Below are 20,445 nucleotides of genomic sequence, written 5' to 3'. Positions count from 1 at the left end.
GCGGGGCGAAGTGGCTCAGCGGGTGAGCCACTTCATCTCGTAGGGCCGTAGGTCGAATCGTTTGCCGTCGATCTTGGCGCTGATCGTGCGGTTGAGGGTGTTGACGACGAGGGCGGTCTTGGTGGTGGCCAGGACGCGGACGTTGGGTACGTCGTCCGGGGCGACGGGGACCTGCTCGTAGTGGCTGCCGGGTGGGAAGGCGTGGTCGAAGCGGGAGAGGAGACTGTACATGGGCAGTTCGCGGCCGCCGGTCGCGGTGTCGGTCGGTGTCCACAGGCAGCCGGGGCAGTCGGTGCCGGACTTCTCCTCCGGGTTCCAGTAGAAGCCGGAGTCCGCGCCGCCCTTGGCCATGGCGATGAGGCCGGCGGCGTGGACGGCGAGGCGGTGCTGCTCGGACCAGCCCTTGCGGTCGTCGTTGGCGTCGCCGGGCTCCACGTAGTACTCGGCCCACCACAGGGGCAGGTCGCGGGTCTGGCGGCGCACCCAGGCACTGACGGCGGTGAGTTTGTCGGTGGCGCCGAACTCGTTCGGCAGCAGCTCGTCGTCGTTGGTGTAGCTGGAGCCGTCGACGACGACGAAGTCGGCGCCCGCCTTGTGGGTGTTCCAGTAGTCGAAGGCGTCGAGGACCCGCTGGTCCATGGCGCCCCAGGGGCCCTTCAGCGCGCCGGAGGCGTTCGGGTCGCGGGGGTCGAGGCTGTCCATCACCAGGTACGGGCCGCCGACCATGATGTCCTTGTCGACCTTCTTCAGCGCCCGGTAGACGAGGTTGTACATCTTCGTGTAGCCCTCGTAGTCCCAGCGGTGCTTCGCGTCGTTCCAGAAGCCCTTGAACTCGTTCCAGACGAGGAAGTGTCGTACGTCGGGGTAGCGGCGGGCGACGGTCGCGGCGAGGTCGGCGAAGTCCTGGTAGTGCTCCGGGGTGGGCGCGGTCTCCAGCGCGGCCTGGCTCCAGTTCGTGTTGTCGACGCCGGCCCTGCCGCCCTTCATCCAGTCCGGGGAGCAGCACAGCGTGACGACGGGGGTGCCGCCGGAGGCGCGGATGAAGTCGATACGGCGGTCCATCGCGCCGAAGTCGTAATGCCCCTTGACCGGCTCGGGGTTGTCGGCGCCCCAGCCCATCAGGGCCTGGTCCTGCGGCAGCCCGCCGTCCTGCGCGAGCAGTCGCCGGACGCGGTCGGTAGCGGTGGCGCTGCCCTCGTCCGCGCTGTACTGGGTGTGGGTGAAACCCCAGCCCACGGACGGTTTCGGGGGGCCGTCCGGGACGGCGGGCATGCCGTGCACCTTGTCGCCGGCGCGCGAGGTCCCGGCGGTGCTGCCGCCGCCGGGCAGCGTGTGGATCAGGGTCACGACCAGGGCCAGGACGGCCACGCCCACTCCGAGCAGGGCGGTGAGCCGCCACCGCCGAGTCCCCGTATACCACCCATGACGTCGCATCGAGGACAACAGTAACGGCGGAGTCCCGTTGGCGGGCAGGTGTCGGGGAGACCGGGAGAAGACCGGGACAAGCGGCGGAAATGCCGTGCGCGGACGGCATCGGTACCGGATCATGGCGGCATGTCCGCCAACCCACACGACGCCCTGCCGATCCGGCTCCACGTCGACGACTCCGACTCGCCGTCCGACGTCGTCGACGCGCTGTTCCTCGGCCGCTTCGCGACGGGCGAGCAGCCGTACTCGCACGCCGTGAACATCGACCGCGTGCGCTCGGGCGCGACCCTGCTGCCCGAGGGCGCCCGGGTGCTGCGGATCGCCCGCGACGACGACCGCAGCGCGACTCTCGCCGAGGGCGAGGGCTGGACCCTGCTGATCTCCCGCTGGAACCGGGGCGCGGACGTCACGGTGACCGCGACCAGCGCCGAACTGGCGAAGTCGGTCCTGGACCGGGCCACGGACGGCGCGGCCGACGATCCGGAACCGCAGCCGGAGAACGTGACGATGGGATTCTGGTACGTCTCCCCGCGCCGCGGCCCGCACCGCACTACCCGGCAGATCTCGGCCGGCACCTGGGACGAGGTGCGGCCCAACTACACGGCGCCGGTGGCCGAGGCGATGGACACGCTGATGAGGACGACCCCCGAGGACATCGCGGGCCGGCTGCTCCTCCTGCACGGGCCGCCCGGCACCGGCAAGACGTCCGCGCTGCGCACGCTGGCCCGGTCCTGGCGGGACTGGTGCCAGGTGGACTGCGTCCTCGACCCCGAACGCCTCTTCTCCGACGTCGGCTATCTGATGGACATCGCGATCGGCGAGGACGACGCGGGCGGCAAGGGCCGCTGGCGGCTGCTCCTGCTGGAGGACTGCGACGAACTGATCCGCGGCGAGGCCCGGCACACCGCCGGGCAGGCCCTGTCCCGGCTGCTCAACCTCACCGACGGCCTGCTCGGCCAGGGCCGGAACGTGCTGGTGGGGGTCACCACCAACGAGGACCTGGAGCGGCTGCACCCGGCGGTGGTCCGGCCCGGCCGCTGTCTGGCCCGCATCGAGGTGGGCCCGCTGACCCGCCCGGAGGCGGTGGACTGGCTGGGCACCGAGAAGGGCGTCGGCCGGGAGGGCGCGACGCTCGCCGAGCTGTACGCGCTGCGGCGGGGCACCGCGCCGACCTCCGTGCCGGGCGCGCGGGACGGGGCGGACGCGGGACTGTACCTGTAGTGCTTTGATGCTGGTATGACCCTGTTCGTCGGCACCTCGGGGTGGCAGTACAAGGACTGGCGGGACCTGGTGTATCCGGCCGGGGTCCCGACGCGGCTCTGGCTGGAGGAGTACACGCGGCTGTTCGCCACGGTGGAGATCAACAACGCGTTCTACCGGCTGCCGTCGTACGACACCTTCGCCGCCTGGCGGCAGCGCGTCCCGCCGGACTTCACGGTCGCGGTCAAGGCCAGCCGGTACCTGACCCACATCAAGCGCCTGAAGGAGCCGGAGGAGCCGGTCCACCGTCTGATGACGCACGCCGCCGGCCTCGATGACCGGCTCGGCCCGGTCCTCCTCCAGCTCCCGCCGACCCTGCGCGCCGACCCGGCCCTGCTGGACGCGTGCCTGGCCTGCTTCCCGCCGGACACCCGGGTCGCGGTCGAGCCCCGCCACGACTCCTGGTGGACACCCGAGGTCCGCGACGTCCTCTCCTCCCGGGGAGCGGCCCTGTGCTGGGCGGACGTCCAGGCCCGCCCCGTCACCCCTCTGTGGCGCACGGCCTCCTGGGGCTACGTCCGCTTCCACCAGGGCCGCGCCCAGCCCTGGCCCCGCTACGGCCGCCGCTCCCTGGAAACCTGGGTCGACCGCATCGCCACGACCTGGCCGGACGAAGAGCCCGTCCACGCCTACTTCAACAACGACCCGGGCGGCGCGGCGGTCCAGGACGCGGTGACCTTCGCCCGAGCGGCAGCAAAGGCGGGCCTGGCCCCGACCAGAACCCCGGAACCGGCCAGGCGCGGCTGAAGCCGGCAACGAACACCCCGCTCGACTTCTCTATCGCCCATAAGCCGCCCGCAGGGCGTCCCGTACGGCGGCCAGTGCGGCCGCCTCCCCCAGCCCCAGCCGCCGTACCCGCTCCACGTACGCCTGTGCGGCCAGCGACGCCTCGCGCTCCGCGGCCGAGCCGGCGGCGGCCACATACGTTCCGTTGCGGCCCCGCGTCTCGATCACCCCGTCGCCCTCCAGCGCCCGGTAGGCCTTGGCGACCGTGTTCACCGCGAGCCCCAGCGACTCGGCCAGCCCGCGCACGGTCGGCAGCCGGTAGCCCACCGGCAGTGCACCGGCCCGCGCCTGCTCGGAGATCTGCGCCCGTACCTGCTCGTACGGCGGCGCGCTGTCATCGATGTGGATCTTCAGGCTCACCCGCCGATTGTCCCGCACCCAGCGGAAAATGAGAGGCACCCCGGCAGTTCGCGACGTACGGTGCCGGACCATGACCGTGATCGTGCGCGACCTGCGCCCGGACGTCCCCGCGGACACCGAGGGCTTCGCCCGCGTCCGCCGACTCGCCCTGCCGTACATCCTGTTCACCGCGGACTCGGTCCGCCACAACGCCGTCCACACGCATCCCGACGCCCGGTACCGCCCCCTCGTGGCGGAGGAGGACGGCGAGGTGATCGGCACCGCCCAGGTCCTTCTGGCGTACGACAGCCCCGAGCCCGGCCAGGGCCTGGTGAGCGTGTACGTCCGGCCCGACCGCACCGGGCGCGGCGCGGGCCGCCTGCTGGCCCGGGTCGCCGAGGAGTACCTGGGCGACCAGGGCGCGACCAGGCTGTTCAGCTGGGTGCTCGACGAGCCGGCCAACCGCGCGTTCGCCGAGCGGCGCGGCTACGAGCGCCGCCGTTCCGCCCACTTCCTGCGCCTGGACCTGGCGAAGGCCACGCTCCCGCCGCTCCCGGAGGTCCCGCCGGGCGTCGAACTGCGCAGCGCGGCGGACTTCGCGGACGACCCGCGCCCCCTGTTCGAGCTGGACGCCGAGACGGTGGCGGACGAACCGGGTGACGTGGACTTCGAGTTCACCGACTACGACACCTGGGTCGAGCAGACCTGGAGGCATCCGCTGCTGGACCGCGAGCTGACCATGGCGGCGGTCGTCGACGGCCGTCCGGTCGCCTTCAGCGTGGCCTACACCGACGGCGACGGCCGCTACTCGTCCGCGATGACCGGCACCGCCCGCGCGCACCGCGGCCGCGGTCTGGCCAAGCTGGCCAAGGTCCACTCCCTGTACCGGGCCCGTGCCGCCGGCGTCACCGAGGCCTTCACGGGCAACGACACCGGCAACGATCCGATGATCGCCGTCAACAGGTGGCTCGGGTACGAGATCTGCGCGACGGAGGTGCGCTATGCCCGCGAACTCGGCTGAGCCACCGGCCACCCTGGAGGTCGTGCTGGTCAAGGGCGGCCGTACGAAGATCCGTTACCCGGCGGAGCTGCTGGGCGACGACGGCACCAGGCTGTCCGTGCGCGCCCCCTGGGCGGGTGAGGGCGTGCGCGACTTCGGCTTCGTCCGCTTCGAGCCGGGCGACGTGTTCACCGAGCACTACTGGCGGGACCGGTGGTACTCCGTGAAGGAGGTCCGCGCGGCGGACGGCACGGTGAAGGGCTGGTACTGCGACGTCACCCGCCCCGCGGTGCTCTCGGGTGCGGAACTGGTCGTGGAGGACCTCGACCTGGACCTGTGGCGGTCGGCCGACGGCACGGACGTACGACGGCTGGACGAGGACGAGTTCGCCGCGAGCGGGCTGACGGAGTCCGACCCGGCGGCGGCCTCGGCGGCCGTGGCCGCGCTGGACGAGCTGGAGCGGCGGGCCCGCGAGGGCGGCTTCGAGGAGCTGCTGCCCTGAACGGGCGACCGGCCCGCCCCGGGCCGCACAGCGGCCCGCCGGCGGTCTCAGACCACGGCCACCACCGCGTACCGCTCGTCGTGCACGGTCTTGCCCCACAGCGCCTCGTCCCCGGACAGCGGATCCAGGCGCACCTGCCGGGCCAGGGGTGCCAGCAGGCCGGTGAGCAGGTCGGCGGGTATGCCGGCCGGGCCGAGGGTGCCCCACACACCCTCGACCAGCACCAGCCTGCCGCCGGGCCGCAGCAGGTCCCGCCAGTGGCGCAGGACGCGGGTGGGGTCGGGCAGCGCCCGCAGCAGGTGCCGTACGAGGACGACGTCGAAGCGCTGCTCCCCCACCGGCGGGGCCTCCGCGTCACCGGGCAGGACCACGGCGTCCCGTCCGGCGAGCTTGGCGCGGGCGCGGTCGACCATGGCGGGGGAACGGTCGACGCCGGTCACCCGGTGCCCTTGTTCGGACGCGAGGAGCGACAGGCTGCCGGTGCCGCAGCCGAGGTCGAGGACGTCGGCGGGGCGGTCGGGGAGCCAGGTGCGGAGTCTGGCCGCCCAGGCGGCGCGCACGCCGGGGTCGCGCAGCCCGTGGTCCGGCTCGTCGTCGAAGGTGTCCGCCGCCGCGTCCCAGTCGACTTCGGTACGGTGCGCAACCATGCGATCACTGTCGTTCGTCATGTCCCCAGAGTGACACCCGCCACTGACAGACCGGCTCCGATGAGGAACTCTCGCCGAAAGGGTCTACCTCCGTGCCAGATGCGGAACCCGGTAGGCACGAAGGAGGCAGCCATGCGCCGTGTGACCGTGCAGAAGCCCCTGAAGAGGACGGACAGCCGCCGGATCCGCGAGGAGGCGGACGAGCAACGCCCCGCCGCCCGCCCGGAGGTGCGCAAGGACATCGCGCGCACCTGGTGGCCGGACGGCTGACCCGCGCGGCCGGCACGTGAGGGCACACGAGGACGCACGAGGACGCACGAGGGCACGGCGAACTTGAGGCCAGCCTCAGCACTCCCTTAACGCCGCCATAAGAATCTCCATCGGCAGGGCCGAGCAGGCGATTTCACGGATTCCCGGGACTAGTTTCTGAAGCCCCCCACGGGATCCAGCCCGCTCAGAGACCGTTCCGAGGAGTTCGTCATGCCCGCACGCCGCAAGGCCGCAGCCGTCGCGGTCGCCGGAGTCGCGCCGCTCGCCCTGACCGTCCTGGCCGCCGCGCCCGCGGCGGCGCACGGTTCGATGGGCGACCCGGTCAGCCGGGTCTCGCAGTGCTACGCGGAGGGCCCCGAACACCCGAGGTCCGCGGCCTGCGAGGCGGCCGTGGCGGCCGGTGGCACGCAGGCGCTGTACGACTGGAACGGCATCCGGATCGGCGACGCGGCCGGACGGCACCAGCGGCTCATCCCGGACGGCAAGCTGTGCAGCGCCGGCAACGAGGAGTTCAAGGGGCTCGACCTGGCCCGCGCCGACTGGCCGGCGACGCGCGTGCACAGCGGCTCGTACACCTTCAGGTACCGGGTGACCGCGCCGCACAAGGGCACCTTCACGGTCTACGCGACCAAGCCCGGCTACGACCCGGCGAAGCCGCTGGCCTGGTCCGCGCTGGACCTCGCCCACCCGGTGGCCAGGGCCACGGACCCGGTCGCCTCCGGCGGCTTCTACACGTTCTCCGGCACGCTCCCGGAGCGGACCGGCAAGCAACTGCTGTACGCCGTCTGGCAGCGCTCGGACAGCCCGGAGGCGTTCTACTCGTGCTCCGACGTCGACTTCGGCGGCAGCGGCAACGGCAACGCCGGTGGGGCCGGCGGCACCGCCCCCGCGCCCACCGCCTCCGCGCCCTCCGACGCACAGGTCGAGGCGGGGGCCGGGAAGTCGACGATCCAGCACCACGGGCACGCGCACGGCGCCGCGAGCGGCACGGCCGCCGCTCCCGAAGCCACGGCCGCCACCGCCGCGGCGCCGGGCAACCGGCCGCGGGCCGCCGGGAGTTCCGGTGACCTCGCCGAGACCGGCGCCGCGCGCGGCACCTCGTACCTCGCGATCGGCGGCGCGGCGGCCCTGGCGCTCGGTTCGGCCGCACTGTTCCTGTCCGTGCGGCGCCGTGCGACGGGCGGACGCCGGCCGTAGCCGGTCCTCGGCGGGGGGAATCCGGAGGCGGGGGGAATCCGGGGCCTGTCCGGCGGCTCAGGCCGGACGGGCCCCGGCGGCACACGACGGTCAGCTGAAGGCCGACGCGCAGGTGGTGGCGGAGGCGTGGGCCGGGTCGAGCGCGTTGGCCACCTCGTGGAACGCGATCCGGTCGAACAGGCCGATCGCCACGTGCTCGGACAGGTCGAGCGGGCACAGGTCCTGGAGCAGGACGTTGTGGACGTCCGAACCGCTCAGGTACTGGCTCTTCCAGGGCGTCGCCACCTCGTCGTACTTGGTGGCGATGACCGTGTAGCGCACTCCGGGGACGGTGTCGCCGCCCGCGTTGAGCCTGGTGAGGAAGTCCGAGCCGGTGATCTGGTCGGCGAGGCCGGGGGTGGTGGCCTTGATCAGGTCCTCGGCGCCGGGGAAGTACGGCAGCAGGTTGGTGAGGCCGTCCAGGTCGGTGCCGTGGTTGTCGGGGGCGAGTCCGACGAGGGCGTTCACCTTGGCGGCACCGCCGAGGAACTTCAGGTAGTAGCGGGGCATCATGCCGCCCTGGGAGTGGCCGACCAGGTCGACCTTGGCGGCGCCGGTGGCGGTGCGGACCCGGTCGACGAACGTGGCCAGCTGTCCGGCCGACTTGTCGATGGGGCCCAGGCCGTAGAAGACGGGGACGCCGGGCAACTGGCCGTAGTCCAGGGAGAAGACGCAGTACCCGCGGTGCTCCAGGTACGGCGCGAGGGACAGCCAGTTGTCAATGGAGTTGCCCAGGGTCCCGTGGACCAGGACGACCGGGCGGGGGTGGTCGGCGGAGGGCTTGCAGGAGTAGTCGTTCCAGCCGGTACTGGGGGCGGTGTCTGCGGCGTGCGCGGTGGCGGCGGGGACGGTGGCGACCGCGGCGGTGAGGAGGAGCGCGGCGAACGGTCTCAGCGCTCGTTTCCAGGGCAGCATCTGGCGATCTCCTTGCGGGTCAAGGGTGGGGTTGCGATGACCTGGCCCTGTGATCCGGATCACGGGATGCTGTTCACTTGTCAAGTTACGGGCGAGTAGCAGAGGAGTGAAGTTACGCGTCAGTAAAAACTTCCAGTGATAACCAGGGGCGCCGGTTCGTGATGCGCCCGTTCGCCCGTTCGCCGGGCCTTCTCACCAGGCCGGCCTGATCGGCCCGTGGGGCGCCAGCCGCGCCAGGCGGTCCCGCAGCGCCCGCACCTCCGCCTCGCCGAGCAGCTCGGCCCACCCGGACACCACTTCGGCGGCGGCCTCCTCGGCGGCACGGGTGCAGCTCCACCCCCGCTCGGTCAGCACGACCAGCCGGGCGCGCGCGTCCCCGGGATGCGGCCTGCGCTCGGCGTACCCCTTGCGGACGATCTCGTCGACCAGCTGGCCGGCGGCCTGCTTGGTGACCCCGAGGTGCGCGGCGAGTTCGGTGGCCGTGGCCCCGTCGGGGGCGAGCCGCGCGAAGGCGAAGCCGTGGGCCGGCCGCAGATCCGTGAAGCCGCGCGCCACCACTCCGTCGTGGATGCGCTGGGTGAGGTCGCCGGCCGCGGCGAGCAGGGCGGCGGACAGGACCATGGCGTCGGAGTTCTGCACGGAGGCATTGAAACACCCTTGACGTATTGGTCAAGCGGCTTGACCATATAGACAAGCAGCTTGACCATTCAGTCCTGAACGGAGATCCCCATGCCCGTCGTCCGCTCCTCCGAAGCCGTGACCCACGAGATCCACGGCGCCCGTTTCGTCTCGTACGCCACCCCGCTGACCGGCAGCAAGGAGCTGTGCGCCTGGCGGGGCGAGATCCCGGCGGGCACCAGGGCGCCCGCGCACACCGTCAGCCGGGAGGAGATCTTCCACGTGCTCGTCGGCGAACTGCTGATCACCCTCGACGGGCACACCGAGCGGGTCTCGGCCGGCGACACGGTGATCATCAATCCCGGTGCCACCCTGGCCGTCGAGAACCCGACCGACCACACCGCCGTGTCCTGGGTGACCACGTCCGTCGGCCTGGAGGCGGAGCTGGCCGACGGCACCGTGCTCACTCCCCCGTGGGCCAACTGAGCGGATCGGCAAAGGAATCACGCCGCCAGCGATCCCGGCATCACCGCGCGGGGGCCGAACTTCGCGCGGGCGCGGTCCGCGACCTCCTCGATACGGCGGGTCTTCTCGTCCACGGGGTCGAAGGTGAGCTGGCGGGAGGCCTGGTCGGCGGGGGTCAGGCCCTCGGCGCGCAGAGCGAGGGCGTGGACCCGGGCGCGCTGGAGGCCCAGGGCCTCGTACATGCCGTAGGCCGCCTTCGTCAGGGCCGCCGAGTGCGCGGTCGGTTCGGCGAGGGTGCGGCTGCGGGTGGTGGAGATGGGGGTCCCCCCGCTCGAGCCTGTTCGAGAGCGGGGGAGGTCGGCGTAGCGGACGGTGAGGGTCAGGGTGCGGCAGACCTTCTCCACCGCGCGCAGCCGGGCGCCGATCTCCTCGGCGGCGGACAGCAGTTCCCTGCGGTGCCGGTCGGGGTTCAACTCGTCGATGTCAAAGGCGCGTTCGGTCGCCAGTGAGCGCGAGACGGCGTTCGGCACGACCCGGCCGCGGTCGACGCCGGTCGCCTTCTCGCGCAGCTCACGGCCCGCCTTCGCGCCGATCAGCCGCTGGAGCGTGGACAGGGGCGCGGCGGCGACCAGACCGAGGGTGTCGAGGCCGTACTCGCACAGCGTGCGTGCGGTCGCCGGGCCGACGCCGGGCAGCGCGGCCACGGGCCGTCCGGCGAGGAACTCCGCGATACCGTCCGGGTCGCCGGGCACGGCGCGGGTCACCCCGGGCCGGGCGGCGCGCAGCGCCATGCGGGCCAGCATGGGACCCGGCCCGGCGCCGATCACGCAGTCGACGCCGTACAGCGCGAGGGAGCGGACCCGGATCACCGAGGCCAGTTCCACGGCGTCGCGCCCGAAGTAGCGTTCGGCGCCCCGCAGGTCGGCCAGCGCGCCGTCCGGGGGCAGCGCCTCGACGACCGGGGTGAACTCCTCCAGCAGCCCGAGCAGTCCGGGCAGGGCCGCCTCGTGCTCCGGCGGCAACTGGAAACGTACGCAGAGGATGGTCATCCCGCACTCCCCGGACTCTGGTGCCACAGCTTCCTTCCCACCGCGGGCCCTTCGCCCGCGGGGCGCAGATCGGCCCAGGGGTGCATCTCGTACCCCGTGGGCATGCGGATCCGGCGGCCCTCCCCCCGCTCCGGAGCGGCGGAGCCGGCCGGCGCGGGCCGCCCGTCGGAACCGGCGAGCCGGGCCCGGGAGGGCCCCTCCCCGGCCGATCCCTCCCCGGCCGGCCTCTTTCCGTCCGGCGCGGGACCGTCCCCGGGCGCGCCCGGTGGTTCGGCGAGCCGGGCCGCCACCTCGTCGAGCCCGCCTCCGGCGCGCAGTTCGACGAGTTCGGCGAGGTTCCAGGCGGCCGAACCGACCACGCTCAGGCTGCGCGGCCCGCGCCGCTGGACCACCCCGCGCACGAGCAGCAGCCAGGAGTGGAAGACGGTGTGGGCGCAGGCGTCGTGCGAGTCGTCGAAGAAGGCGAGGTCGACCAGGCCCGTGCCGTCGTCCAGCGTGGAGAAGATGACCCGTTTGCCGGACCGGATCGGCGGGGTCTGGGTGGCCGCCTTGGCGCCCGCGACCAGCACGGTCTCGCCGTGCCGTGCCTCGCGCAGCCGGCGCGCGGAGACCACGCCCAGCTCCTCCAGGAATTCCCGGTGGTCGTCCATCAGGTTGCGGGAGGCGTCCATGGACAGCACGCCCAGCTCGGCACTGAGCCGCTCCGACGGAGTGAGGTCGGGCAGCCCGGCCGGGGCGGTCTTCCGCCCTCCGGACAAGGGGAGTTGGTCCCCGCCGCCGCCCCGGGCGCCCCGGTGCAGTTCGGTCAGGTGCAGTTGCAGGTCGCGCCGGTTGGCGCCGAACGCGTCCAGCGCGCCCACCTGGGCCAGCCGACCGGCCAGCGGGCGGCTCGGCCGGGCCCGTTCCCAGAAGTCGAGCAGGGAGGCGTACGGCTGTCCGTCGGCGATCCGCTTCGCCTCGGTCTCGCTGATGCCGTGCACGTCACTGAGGGCGAGGCGGAGTCCCCAACGCCCCGGATTTCCAGGTGATTCAGACACCAGTTCGATACGGTGGGCGACTCCCGACACGTTCACGTCCAGCGGCAGGATCGGCACCCCGCGCCGCCGTGCGTCCGCCAGCAGCAGCCGCTTGGGGTACATCCCGGGGTCGTGTGTGAGCAGCCCGGCGTAGAAGGCGGCCGGGTGATGGGCCTTCAGCCAGGCCGACTGGTAGGTCGGTACGGCGAACGCGACCGCGTGCGCCTTGCAGAAGCCGTAACTGCCGAAGGCCTCCACGATCTCCCAGGTGCGCCGGATCGTTTCCGCGTCGTACCCGTTCGCCGCCGCCGCTTGCGCGAACCACACCTTGATCCGCCCCTGCGACTCCGGGTCGGACAGCCCGCGCCGGACCCGGTCGGCCTCCCCGCGCCCGCAGCCGGTCAGCACGGCGACGATGTCGATGACCTGCTCGTGGAAGACGACGACGCCGTACGTCTCCTTCAGCGGCCGCTCCAGGTCGGGGTGCGGGTACCGCACGGGCGCCCGCCCGTGCCGGGCCTCGATGAACGGCCGCACCATGTCGGCGGCGACCGGGCCGGGCCGGAACAGCGAGATGTCGACGACCAGGTCGTGGAAGGTGCTCGGCTGCAGCCGCCCCACCAGGTCCCGCTGGCCCGGTGACTCGATCTGGAAGCAGCCCAGCGTCTCCGCCGACCGGATGAGCCGGTACGTCGCCGGGTCGCCCGGCGCCAGGGAGTCCAGCTCGATCCGCTCACCGGCCGTCCGCTCCACCTCGGCGACCGCGTGCGCCATCGCCGACTGCATCCGCACGCCCAGCACGTCGAGCTTGAGCAGCCCGAGGTCCTCCACGTCCTTCTTGTCGAACTGCGACATGGGCAGCCCCTCGCCGCTGGTCGGCACCACCGGCGTACGGGCGAGCAGCGAGGCGTCGGACAGCAGCACCCCGCACGGGTGCATGGCGACTCCGCGCGGGAGGGCGTCGAGCGCCTCGACCAGCTCCCACAGCCTGCCGTACTTCTCCTTCTCCCCCGCCAGTTCCTTGAGTTCGGGCAGTTCCGCCAGCGCCGCGCGGGCGTCCCGGGCGCGGATGTGCGGGAAGGACTTGGCCACCCGGTCGATCTCCGCCGGGTCCATGGACAGCGCGGCCCCCACGTCCCGGACGGCGTGCCGCACCCGGTAGGTCTCGGGCATGGAGACGGTGGCGACCCGCTCGGTGCCGAACCGGCCGATGATCGCCCGGTAGACCTCCAGCCGGCGCGCGGACTCCACGTCGATGTCGATGTCGGGCAGCACGACGCGCTCCTTGGACAGGAAGCGCTCCATCAGCAGCCCGTGCTCGACCGGGTCGGCGTTCGCGATGCCGAGGACGTGGTTGACCAGGGAGCCCGCGCCGGAACCGCGTGCCGCCACCCGGATGCCCATCCTCTTCACGTCGTCCACGACCTGGGCGACCGTCAGGAAGTAGGAGGCGAAGCCGTGGTGGGCGATGATGTCCAGCTCGGCGTGCATCCGCTCCCAGTACGCGCGCCGGCCGCCGTACCCGAGCCGGACCATCCCCGCCACCGCCCGGGAGGCGAGCGCCCGCTGGGCGGTGCGGCGGCCGGCGCCGACGAGACGGGCCTCGGGGAAGTGGACGGTGCCGATGCCGAGGTCGTCCTCCGGGTCGACCAGGCACGCGGCGGCCGTGGCCCCGGTCTGCTCCAGCAGCCGGTGGGCGGTGTCGCGCCGGTAGCCGGCCGCCTCCACCACCCGTTCGGCGACCCGCAGCATGGCGCGGGCGTCCTTCAGCCAGGCCTCGCCGGAGTCCAGCTCCCCGGCGGGGTCGATCGGCATCAGCCGCCGGGCGGCGTCCAGCACGTCGGCGACCGGACCCTGGCCGGGGTCGGCGTAGCGGACGGTGTTGCTGAGGACGGGCCGGACCCGCTGCTCGGCGGCGAAGCCGACGGTACGGGCGGCCAGCCGCAGGGACCCGGCACCGGTGCCCTGCCGGCCGTGCCAGACGGTCTCCAGCCGCAGCGCGTCGCCGTAGACCTCGCGCCAGGGGCCGAGGAGCTTCGCGGCCCGGTCGGGGCGGCCGGCGGCCAGCGCCCGGCCCACGTCCGAGCCCGGCCCGAGCAGGACGGTCAGGCCGTCCCCGTGGTTCTCTCCCCAGGGCAGCAGGGGCGGGCCCTCGCCCCGGTGGGCGGCGGTGACGAGCCGGCACAGGTCGGCCCAGCCCCGGGCGCCGTCCCGGGCGAGAAAGGTCACCCGCGGGGTCGACTCATCGACAAAGGCTCCCCCGCGCACCGGCGTACGACGCCGTTCCCGTCGTACGGCCTCCGGCGCGCCCACCGCCAGGTCGACCCCGAACAGCGGGCGGACCCCCGCCCCGGCGCAGGCCTTGGCGAAGCGCACGGCGCCGGCGAGGGTGTCGCGGTCGGTCAGCGCGAGGGCGTCCATGCCCCGCTCCGAGGCGCGCTCGGCCAGCCGCTCCGGATGTGAGGCGCCGTACCTCAGGGAGAACCCGGAGACGGTGTGCAGATGCGCGAAGCCCGGCACACGCACCTCCCGCACTCGTGAGCCCCGAACGACTCTTCGAACATCAGTTCCCTGCCCCCGCCACCCCACCATACCTCCATTCCCGAACATCTGTGCGACATCCGTTCAGCCGCCTCCCACCTGCGCAAACACCGGTTTGCCCGGACCGTGGGGGGATGAGCCGAACAGCCGGGGCGGCCCCGCCCGACCGCTCCTTCCTCGCCGAGCTGAAGGACGCCGTGACCCCCCGGGCCACGGCGCTCGTCATCGGTGTGATCGCTCTCCAGCTGCTCTTCATCGCCTCCTACGTGGGCGCCCTGCACCACCCGCGGCCCCGGGACATCGCCTTCGGGGTGGTGGCCCCGCAGCCCGCGGCCGACCGGACGGTGCCCCGGCTCGACCAGCTGGCGGGCCACCCGCTGAGCCCCCGGACCGTGCCGGACGCCCGGACCGCCCGCACCCGGATCCTGCACCGGGACCTCGACGGCGCCCTGGTCGTCGACCCCCGCGGCACCACCGACACCCTCCTGGTGGCCACCGGCGGCGGCACGGCCCTCGCCACCACCCTGAAGAACCTCGTCACCGGCCTGGAGGCGGCCCAGCACCGCACCGTGCGCGTGGTGGACGTGGCCCCCGCCTCGGCCGGGGACTTCAACGGCCTGTCGTCGTTCTACCTCGTCGTCGGCTGGTGCGTGGGCGGCTATCTGTGCGCCTCGGCCCTGGCGGTCAGCACCGGCGCCAGGCCCGCCAACCCCCGGCGCGCGGTGATCCGCCTGTCGGTGATGGCGCTGGTGGCGGCCGCCGGCGGGCTGGGCGGCGCGCTGATCGTGGGCCCCGCGCTGGACGCCCTGCCCGGCAGCGTGTACGCCCTGTGGGGGCTGGGGGCCCTGATCACCTTCGCGGTGGGCGCGGCCACCCTCGCCCTCCAGGGCGTCTTCGGCATCGTCGGCATCGGACTGGCGATCCTGCTGGTGGTGATCGCGGGCAACCCGAGCGCCGGCGGCGCCTTCCCCTTCCCGCTGCTGCCCCCGTTCTGGAGCACGATCGGGCCGGCCCTGCCGCCGGGCGCGGGCACCTGGGCGGCCCGCTCCATCGCCTACTTCCAGGGCAACGGCGGCACGGGCGCGCTCTGGGTCCTGGCGGGCTGGGCCCTGGGCGGCATCGCGGTCACCCTCCTGATGGCCACCCTCCGCGCCCGCGCACGCGGAAGGGTCCCGCCCCGGACGGACCCGGCGCGGGACCCCGGCGGCCTCAGCCGCTCCGAGTCGCCGTAGCGTCAGCCGATCCGGCTTCCCGCGAGGTCAGCCGATGCGGCTCGGTGACGTCAGCCGATCTGGCTCCCGGTGGCGGACAGCGCCTCGGTGACGGGCTGGAAGAACGTCTCCCCGCCGGAGGTGCAGTCACCGCTGCCGCCCGAGGTCAGCCCGATGGCGTTGCTGCCGGAGAACAGCGAGCCGCCGCTGTCCCCGGGCTCGGCGCACACATCGGTCTGGATGAGCCCGCTGACCGTGCCCTCCGAGTAGTTGACGGTGGCGTTCAGGCCGGTGACCGTGCCGTCGTGCACATGCGTGGTGGAGCCACTGCGCGTGACCTTCATGCCGACGGTCGCCTCCGCCGCGCCGGTGATCTGCTGGGCCGAGCCGTTGTAGAGGTCGACCTCGCTCGGGTGATCGGTACCGGCCGTGTACTTCACCAGCCCGAAGTCGTTGCCCGGGAAGCTGGACTGGGCGTTCTGGCCGATCACGGCGCCCGAGGAGTCCGACCAGCTGGAGATGGCCTCGGTGCAGTGCCCGGCGGTCAGGAAGTACGGCTGCCCGTCCTTGACCACGTTGAAGCCGAGCGAGCAGCGCCCGCCCGAACCGGTGATCGCGTCGCCGCCGGCGACGAAGGGCTTGAAGGTCCCCTTGGACCGCTTGAGTTCGGCCTTGCCGCCGAGCCCGGCGACCACCTGGGAGAGCTTGCTCCACTGCGCCGTGGACACCGTACGGTCCGCGGTGACGACGACCTTGTCGCTGACCGGGTCGGTCGCCCACGAGGTGCCGGGGATGGTCGCGTCCTTCTTCAGCGTCGCGCGGGCGCCGTCGAGTTCGGTGAGGGAGCGGGTGACGAGTCTGGCCTTGGCGCCGGCCGCCTCGACGGTCCTCGCGGCGGTCTGGTCGAGCACGTTGACGACGAGGCTCCCGGACCCGGCGTCGTAGTAGCTGCCGGCCGCGCCGGAACCGAGGCCGCTCAGCAGGCTGGAGGCGAGCTTTCCGGCCGCCGGGGTCGACAGGACCCGCGGCTGGGGCACGGCGTGGGAGGGTTCGCTGGCGTTCGCAGTCTGGAAGGTGACTCCCGCGGCGACCAGAGCGGTGATGCCCGCTCCGACCACGGCGGCCCGTCGCCTGGGTATGCGTCGGTGCTGCAACTCACGTCCTCCTGTGGGGGGATCGGCCCGCGGAGTTGTGGGGACTCACGGGCCGGAAGGCTGGTTGACGGGCGCCCACTATTCCGAGCCGCACAGGGAGCACACAAGGTCGACTTCAGGACGCGCGCACGGGCGCCCCGCACGCCCCCGCCCCGCTCGACCGGGGCCAGTCGTCCCTGGGAATTCGCACTGCAAACACTACGAGCGAGTAACCTCTCACCGGGCGTCGACCGCCAACGGTGGCTCGATTCCGCCCCTTTGGAGGCGGGACAGGGCTGGATGCGGAACACGGCCGATGCCGGACACGGCGAAGCCCCCGTACGCCGCGGCGTACGGGGGCCCGGGTGGCCCACCACCGGAGGGCCGGGAGGACGGACGAACCTCAGCCGACGCTCACGCCGTAGTGGCTCAGCGCCTCGGTGACCGGCTGGAAGAACGTCGTACCGCCGGAGGAGCAGTCGCCGCTGCCGCCCGAGGTCAGACCGTAGGCGGTGCTGCCGTAGTAGAGCGGGCCGCCGCTGTCGCCGCCCTCGGCGCAGACCGTGGTCTGGATCAGCCCGTAGACGACGTCGCCGCCGCCGTAGTTGACGGTGGCGTTCAGCGCGGTCACCCGGCCGCTGTGCGTGCCCGTGGTGGAGCCGCGCCGGTAGACCGTCTGGCCCACGCTGGGCGTGGCCGCCCGGGTGATGGACTGGCCGCCGACCGCGCTCGGGTGCGAGACGGACGAGTTGGTGTAGCGCACCAGCGCGTAGTCGTTGCCCGGGAAGCTGTAGCTGACGTTGGTTCCCAGCACGGTGCTGTGGCTGGAGTTGCTGTACCAGGTGGAGGCGACCTGGCCGCAGTGGCCGGCGGTCAGGAAGTAGTACGTGCTGCCGCTGTGCACGTTGAAGCCCAGCGAACAGCGGTACTGGCCGCCGTAGATGGCGTCGCCGCCGGTGATGAGCTTGCTGAACTTCCCGTCGGTGTGCTTGATGGTGAGCGCGTCCGCGCCGGCGCCGGCCTGCCGCCTGATCTTGGCGATCTCGGCCGGGGACACGGTGCTGTCGACGGTGACGACGACCCGGTCGGTCCTGCTGTCCACCGCCCAGGCGGTGCCCGGGACGTCGGCCTTGAGGACGGAGTCGCTCGCACGGGTGAGCTGGTTGGCGCTGAACGTGTGGTTTCCGTCGGCGTTGGCGGCGTTCGCGGTGGGGGCGGCGAACGCGGCCACGGCCAGCAGGCCCGTGGTCACGGCGACCAGCCGGGTCCGTCTCGCCGTTCCGGTGCGGGGAGTGGTGCGCTTGATCCTCACGTGTCGTTCCCTCCCAGGGGAAGTCGGGGGCCCGCGTGGGGTCGGGGCCCGTGAGGCGCAGCCAGGGGGCATCGCGTACGGAGGCCGTGCGCACCGGGTTCCGATGTCTCAGGTTTCCGGCAGCGTGTGCCCCCGGCAAGCGCTGAGGGGGAGTATTCGGCCGAACGGCCGGTCGACACAAGGGTGCCTTTCGGCCGTACAGCCTTCAACCTTCGGCTGAGCTACGCGCGTTCGCCTAGTAGATGCTGACTCCGTAGGCGCTGAGCGCCTCGGTGACGGGCTGGAAGAACGTCGTACCGCCCGAGGAGCAGTCGCCGCTGCCGCCCGAGGTGAGGCCGATGGCCTTGGTGCCGTCGTAGAGCGGGCCGCCGGAGTCGCCGGGCTCGGCGCACACCGTGGTCTGGATCAGGCCCCGGACCGTGCCGCCGCTCTGGTAGTGGACGCTGACGTTCAGCGCGGTGACGGTGCCGCCGTGGGTGCCGGAGGTGGAGCCGGTGCGCTTGACGCTCTCGCCGACGTAGGCGTTCGCCGCGCTGTAGCCGCCGGGGTGACCGAGGGCACCGTTGTCGTAGCGGACGAGCGCGTAGTCGTTGCCGGGGAAGCTGTAGTTCACGGTCGCGCCGATGAGAGTGCGGTGCGCCTGGTCGGTGTACCAGGTCTTGGCGACCTTGCCGCAGTGGCCCGCGGTGAGGAAGTAGTAGGTGCTGCCGCTGTGCACGTTGAATCCGAGCGAACAGCGGTACTGGCCGCCGTAGATGGCGTCGCCCGCGCCCAGCAGCGGCCGGAAGACGCCGGTGGTGCGGCGGACCTCCACGGCGCCCGGGTCGGCGCCGGCCGCCTTCTCGATGCGGGCGATGCCGGCCTCGCCGACCGTGCTGTCGGCGGTGACGACGACACGGCCGCTGTGCGCGTCGGTGTACCAGGCGGTGCCGCCCACGGCGGCCCGGGCGACGCTGTCCGAAACTCGGGCCAGCCGCGCGGCGCCTCGGGCGGGGGACGCCGCTCCCGCGCCGGGTGCCCCGGCCAGGGTGACGGCGACGAGACCTGCGGCGACGGCGAGCAGTCGGGTGCGCTTGGTTCTCACTGATCCTCCTCTTGGGAGCGGAAGGCCCTACGGGGTGGGGGCCCGTGAGACGCTGCCGGAATGGCGTGTTTCTGACATGCGCCGGTCAAGAGAATGACTCCGGAACGCCCCGCGCACAAGGGAGTCGCGCCGACGGAAGGAATCGCGCCTTCCGCCGGCCGGCCTCCTGGTCAACAGCCGTCACACGGGCAACAGCAGCAGTCGCCGCAGCCATCACAGCCGTCGCAGCCGTCGCACGGGCAGTCGCAGTCGCAGTCCCGGCAGCAGCCCTCGCGCTTCTTCCGGGACCAAGGACCCTCGTACTCCTCGGCGCAGCACATCTGGCAGCCGCAGCAGAGGAGGGCGAACATGCCGCAGCCAGGCAGGAAGCCGCGCGGCTTGTGCGCGGGCGGGTGCCCGAAACCGGGCCGGCCCAGGTCCGGGTGGCCCGGGTTCGGGTGGCCCGGGTGGCTCAGGTCCGGGTGGCCCAGGCCCTCATGCGGTGGCCCTTGGTGCGCACCGTGCGTCGCGTGCCCCGCGCCGAACGCCCGGTCCACGGACCGGCGCAGTTCGTGGACGAGGAGCCGGTGGACCAGCGCGCCGTCGGTGAACTCGGCCTCGCGCAGGGCCAGGCGGATGCCGTGCAGGGCGTCGTCGGCGAGCCGGCGCGCCTCGGGCAGGGGCGTCCCGGTGGCCGTCAGCGGGTTCCAGGCGCCCGACGCGGCGTCGGCGTCCCGGTCCTCGACGGCGTCCAGGAGGTGGGCGAGCCGGCCGAAGAGCCGGCCCGCCTCGGCGAGCGGCTCGGCGTTGCCCGGCCGCCCGGCCAGGACGGCGGTGTGGGCGAAGGCGGCGCCCGTCGCGGTCTCGGTGGGCTCGGTGACCGCGAGCAACGGGGTGCCGCGCCCGGCGAGCGCCTCGACGCCAATCTGGCGGTCGACGGCGTCCAGGAGGACGGCGGTGTCGAACCCGACCGCCGAACCGCCGCGCGCCCCGGCCCGCGTCCAGTTCGCGGCGACCCGGCGCGCGGCGACGGCCACCGGCCCGCGGGCCAGCAGCCCGTCCCCGTCGGCGACGTGGTCGCGGATCTTGGCGGAGGCGAGCACCAGGGACACGGCGGCGGCCAGCCGTGCCCCCTCGCCCTTGGCCACGGACGCCGTGCGCATCCCGCGCAGCGGACACGGTCCCGCGGTACGCCGCGACGTACCCCGGATTCCGGCCTGAGCCTCCGTCAGAACCGATATGAGCAGCCCGTCATAGTTCGTCACGATTCGGGCGAATTGTCCGTGATCGTGACGCAGGGCCAGGCACAGGCCGCACATGTGCGCCATCCACTGGGCCTTGAGGCCCTCTCCGAGCCGGTGACTGCACGGTCGTACGATTCCGAACACGACGATCCCCCGTGGCGTGAAGCGATGTTGAGCGGCCGCATCGTATCGGCCGACCGTCCGCTCGTACCGACGTCGTATCAGCGGCGTATCGGTCCGCTCGTTCACCCGTACGCACCGTGCGTCACCCGTACGCCCATGACAATCATATTTCACTCACAGTCAGCAGCCGTATGAGTCACGAGCCTTGGGGCACAAGGACTCTCGACGGACGCGCTGTGCACCAGTACCGTCACAAACCCCCCGCGCGGCGTCTATTCACTTGGCGC

19 protein-coding genes are annotated in these 20,445 nt (G+C 73.0%); 8 read left to right on the top strand and 11 right to left on the bottom strand.

Annotation, left to right across the window (positions count from 1 at the left end):
- Positions 1-15: 15 nt before the first annotated feature.
- The gene (locus DBP14_RS28390; RefSeq protein ID WP_129309944.1) at positions 16-1,434 is read right to left on the bottom strand and encodes a xylan 1,4-beta-xylosidase; all 1,419 of its coding nucleotides are present in this window, start codon (positions 1,432-1,434) and stop codon (positions 16-18) included.
- Between the two features lie 120 nt (positions 1,435-1,554).
- Between DBP14_RS28390 and DBP14_RS28385 the strand changes: the two genes are divergently transcribed.
- Positions 1,555-2,649 (top strand): DUF5925 domain-containing protein, encoded by a 1,095-nt coding sequence (locus tag DBP14_RS28385; protein WP_129309943.1) that lies wholly within the window; start codon positions 1,555-1,557, stop codon positions 2,647-2,649.
- A gap of 15 nt (positions 2,650-2,664) precedes the next feature.
- Positions 2,665-3,435 carry a DUF72 domain-containing protein gene (locus tag DBP14_RS28380; RefSeq protein ID WP_129309942.1) on the top strand — a complete coding sequence of 257 codons (771 nt, stop codon included), beginning with the start codon at positions 2,665-2,667 and terminating at the stop codon, positions 3,433-3,435.
- 30 nt (positions 3,436-3,465) lie between these two features.
- Here the strand turns inward: DBP14_RS28380 and DBP14_RS28375 are convergent, their stop codons facing one another.
- A complete protein-coding gene (locus tag DBP14_RS28375; RefSeq protein ID WP_164992423.1) occupies positions 3,466-3,834 on the bottom strand; it encodes a GntR family transcriptional regulator in 369 nt (122 codons plus the stop codon).
- 70 nt (positions 3,835-3,904) lie between these two features.
- On the opposite strand from DBP14_RS28375, the gene DBP14_RS28370 reads away from it, so the two are divergent.
- Together DBP14_RS28370 and DBP14_RS28365 are read left to right on the top strand one after the other, a co-directional pair.
- Positions 3,905-4,834, top strand: a complete 930-nt coding sequence (locus tag DBP14_RS28370) for a GNAT family N-acetyltransferase (RefSeq protein WP_164992422.1) — start codon at positions 3,905-3,907, stop codon at positions 4,832-4,834.
- Positions 4,815-5,315, top strand: a complete 501-nt coding sequence (locus DBP14_RS28365) for a DUF402 domain-containing protein (RefSeq protein ID WP_129309940.1) — start codon at positions 4,815-4,817, stop codon at positions 5,313-5,315. The genes DBP14_RS28370 and DBP14_RS28365 overlap by 20 nt, the downstream gene beginning before the upstream one ends.
- A gap of 47 nt (positions 5,316-5,362) precedes the next feature.
- Here DBP14_RS28365 and DBP14_RS28360 read toward each other — a convergent pair whose 3' ends face one another.
- Positions 5,363-5,962 (bottom strand): class I SAM-dependent methyltransferase, encoded by a 600-nt coding sequence (locus DBP14_RS28360; protein ID WP_241741054.1) that lies wholly within the window; start codon positions 5,960-5,962, stop codon positions 5,363-5,365.
- A gap of 132 nt (positions 5,963-6,094) precedes the next feature.
- Here DBP14_RS28360 and DBP14_RS28355 point away from each other — a divergent pair, with 132 nt between their 5' ends.
- The gene (locus DBP14_RS28355; protein ID WP_129309938.1) at positions 6,095-6,232 is read left to right on the top strand and encodes a hypothetical protein; all 138 of its coding nucleotides are present in this window, start codon (positions 6,095-6,097) and stop codon (positions 6,230-6,232) included.
- 210 nt (positions 6,233-6,442) lie between these two features.
- On the top strand, positions 6,443-7,429 hold the full coding sequence (locus DBP14_RS28350) for a lytic polysaccharide monooxygenase (RefSeq protein ID WP_129309937.1): 987 nt from the start codon (positions 6,443-6,445) through the stop codon (positions 7,427-7,429).
- Between the two features lie 90 nt (positions 7,430-7,519).
- Here DBP14_RS28350 and DBP14_RS28345 read toward each other — a convergent pair whose 3' ends face one another.
- Both DBP14_RS28345 and DBP14_RS28340 read right to left on the bottom strand, forming a co-directional pair.
- Positions 7,520-8,383: an alpha/beta fold hydrolase gene (locus DBP14_RS28345; protein WP_129309936.1), complete on the bottom strand. Its 864-nt coding sequence runs from the start codon at positions 8,381-8,383 to the stop codon at positions 7,520-7,522.
- A gap of 192 nt (positions 8,384-8,575) precedes the next feature.
- Complete coding sequence (locus tag DBP14_RS28340) at positions 8,576-9,022, bottom strand: MarR family winged helix-turn-helix transcriptional regulator (RefSeq protein ID WP_129309935.1); 447 nt, start codon at positions 9,020-9,022, stop codon at positions 8,576-8,578.
- Between the two features lie 90 nt (positions 9,023-9,112).
- On the opposite strand from DBP14_RS28340, the gene DBP14_RS28335 reads away from it, so the two are divergent.
- Complete coding sequence (locus DBP14_RS28335; RefSeq protein WP_129309934.1) at positions 9,113-9,487, top strand: cupin domain-containing protein; 375 nt, start codon at positions 9,113-9,115, stop codon at positions 9,485-9,487.
- 17 nt (positions 9,488-9,504) lie between these two features.
- Here DBP14_RS28335 and DBP14_RS28330 read toward each other — a convergent pair whose 3' ends face one another.
- Together DBP14_RS28330 and DBP14_RS28325 are read right to left on the bottom strand one after the other, a co-directional pair.
- Positions 9,505-10,515, bottom strand: a complete 1,011-nt coding sequence (locus DBP14_RS28330; protein WP_129309933.1) for a hypothetical protein — start codon at positions 10,513-10,515, stop codon at positions 9,505-9,507.
- Positions 10,512-14,051: a DNA polymerase III subunit alpha gene (locus tag DBP14_RS28325; protein ID WP_129309932.1), complete on the bottom strand. Its 3,540-nt coding sequence runs from the start codon at positions 14,049-14,051 to the stop codon at positions 10,512-10,514. Before DBP14_RS28325 ends, DBP14_RS28330 begins: the two co-directional genes overlap by 4 nt.
- 155 nt (positions 14,052-14,206) lie before the next feature.
- Between DBP14_RS28325 and DBP14_RS28320 the strand changes: the two genes are divergently transcribed.
- Positions 14,207-15,304, top strand: coding sequence for a DUF3533 domain-containing protein (locus DBP14_RS28320; RefSeq protein WP_241741053.1), 1,098 nt, complete (start codon positions 14,207-14,209; stop codon positions 15,302-15,304).
- 50 nt (positions 15,305-15,354) lie between these two features.
- Here the strand turns inward: DBP14_RS28320 and DBP14_RS28315 are convergent, their stop codons facing one another.
- The 4 genes from DBP14_RS28315 to DBP14_RS28300 all read right to left on the bottom strand — a co-directional run bounded on the left by DBP14_RS28315 (position 15,355) and on the right by DBP14_RS28300 (position 20,179).
- On the bottom strand, positions 15,355-16,437 hold the full coding sequence (locus DBP14_RS28315; RefSeq protein WP_129309931.1) for a S1 family peptidase: 1,083 nt from the start codon (positions 16,435-16,437) through the stop codon (positions 15,355-15,357).
- 382 nt (positions 16,438-16,819) lie between these two features.
- Positions 16,820-17,728 (bottom strand): S1 family peptidase, encoded by a 909-nt coding sequence (locus DBP14_RS28310; protein WP_129309930.1) that lies wholly within the window; start codon positions 17,726-17,728, stop codon positions 16,820-16,822.
- Positions 17,729-17,963: 235 nt separating this feature from the next.
- Positions 17,964-18,812 (bottom strand): S1 family peptidase, encoded by an 849-nt coding sequence (locus DBP14_RS28305; protein ID WP_129309929.1) that lies wholly within the window; start codon positions 18,810-18,812, stop codon positions 17,964-17,966.
- A gap of 170 nt (positions 18,813-18,982) precedes the next feature.
- Entirely contained in the window at positions 18,983-20,179 is a 1,197-nt protein-coding gene (locus DBP14_RS28300) for a DUF5685 family protein (protein ID WP_129309928.1), read from the bottom strand.
- Positions 20,180-20,445: the final 266 nt, after the last annotated feature.

Origin of the sequence: Streptomyces sp. L2, assembly GCF_004124325.1 — a bacterium.
GTDB lineage: Bacteria > Actinomycetota > Actinomycetes > Streptomycetales > Streptomycetaceae > Streptomyces.
Note: the sequence above shows the minus strand (reverse complement) of the source record. Positions and strands in the feature narration are given on the sequence as shown.

Excerpts from the sequence above, each read along its gene's own strand:
- DBP14_RS28370 (WP_164992422.1), top strand. The coding sequence starts at position 3,905 with ATGACCGTGATCGTGCGCGACCTGCGCCCGGACGTCCCCGCGGACACC.
- DBP14_RS28345 (WP_129309936.1), bottom strand. The coding sequence starts at position 8,383 with ATGCTGCCCTGGAAACGAGCGCTGAGACCGTTCGCCGCGCTCCTCCTC.
- DBP14_RS28385 (WP_129309943.1), top strand. The coding sequence starts at position 1,555 with ATGTCCGCCAACCCACACGACGCCCTGCCGATCCGGCTCCACGTCGAC.
- DBP14_RS28350 (WP_129309937.1), top strand. The coding sequence starts at position 6,443 with ATGCCCGCACGCCGCAAGGCCGCAGCCGTCGCGGTCGCCGGAGTCGCG.
- DBP14_RS28360 (WP_241741054.1), bottom strand. The coding sequence starts at position 5,962 with ATGGTTGCGCACCGTACCGAAGTCGACTGGGACGCGGCGGCGGACACC.
- DBP14_RS28335 (WP_129309934.1), top strand. The coding sequence starts at position 9,113 with ATGCCCGTCGTCCGCTCCTCCGAAGCCGTGACCCACGAGATCCACGGC.
- DBP14_RS28390 (WP_129309944.1), bottom strand. The coding sequence starts at position 1,434 with ATGCGACGTCATGGGTGGTATACGGGGACTCGGCGGTGGCGGCTCACC.
- DBP14_RS28380 (WP_129309942.1), top strand. The coding sequence starts at position 2,665 with ATGACCCTGTTCGTCGGCACCTCGGGGTGGCAGTACAAGGACTGGCGG.
- DBP14_RS28365 (WP_129309940.1), top strand. The coding sequence starts at position 4,815 with ATGCCCGCGAACTCGGCTGAGCCACCGGCCACCCTGGAGGTCGTGCTG.
- DBP14_RS28355 (WP_129309938.1), top strand. The coding sequence starts at position 6,095 with ATGCGCCGTGTGACCGTGCAGAAGCCCCTGAAGAGGACGGACAGCCGC.
- DBP14_RS28330 (WP_129309933.1), bottom strand. The coding sequence starts at position 10,515 with ATGACCATCCTCTGCGTACGTTTCCAGTTGCCGCCGGAGCACGAGGCG.
- DBP14_RS28320 (WP_241741053.1), top strand. The coding sequence starts at position 14,207 with ATGAGCCGAACAGCCGGGGCGGCCCCGCCCGACCGCTCCTTCCTCGCC.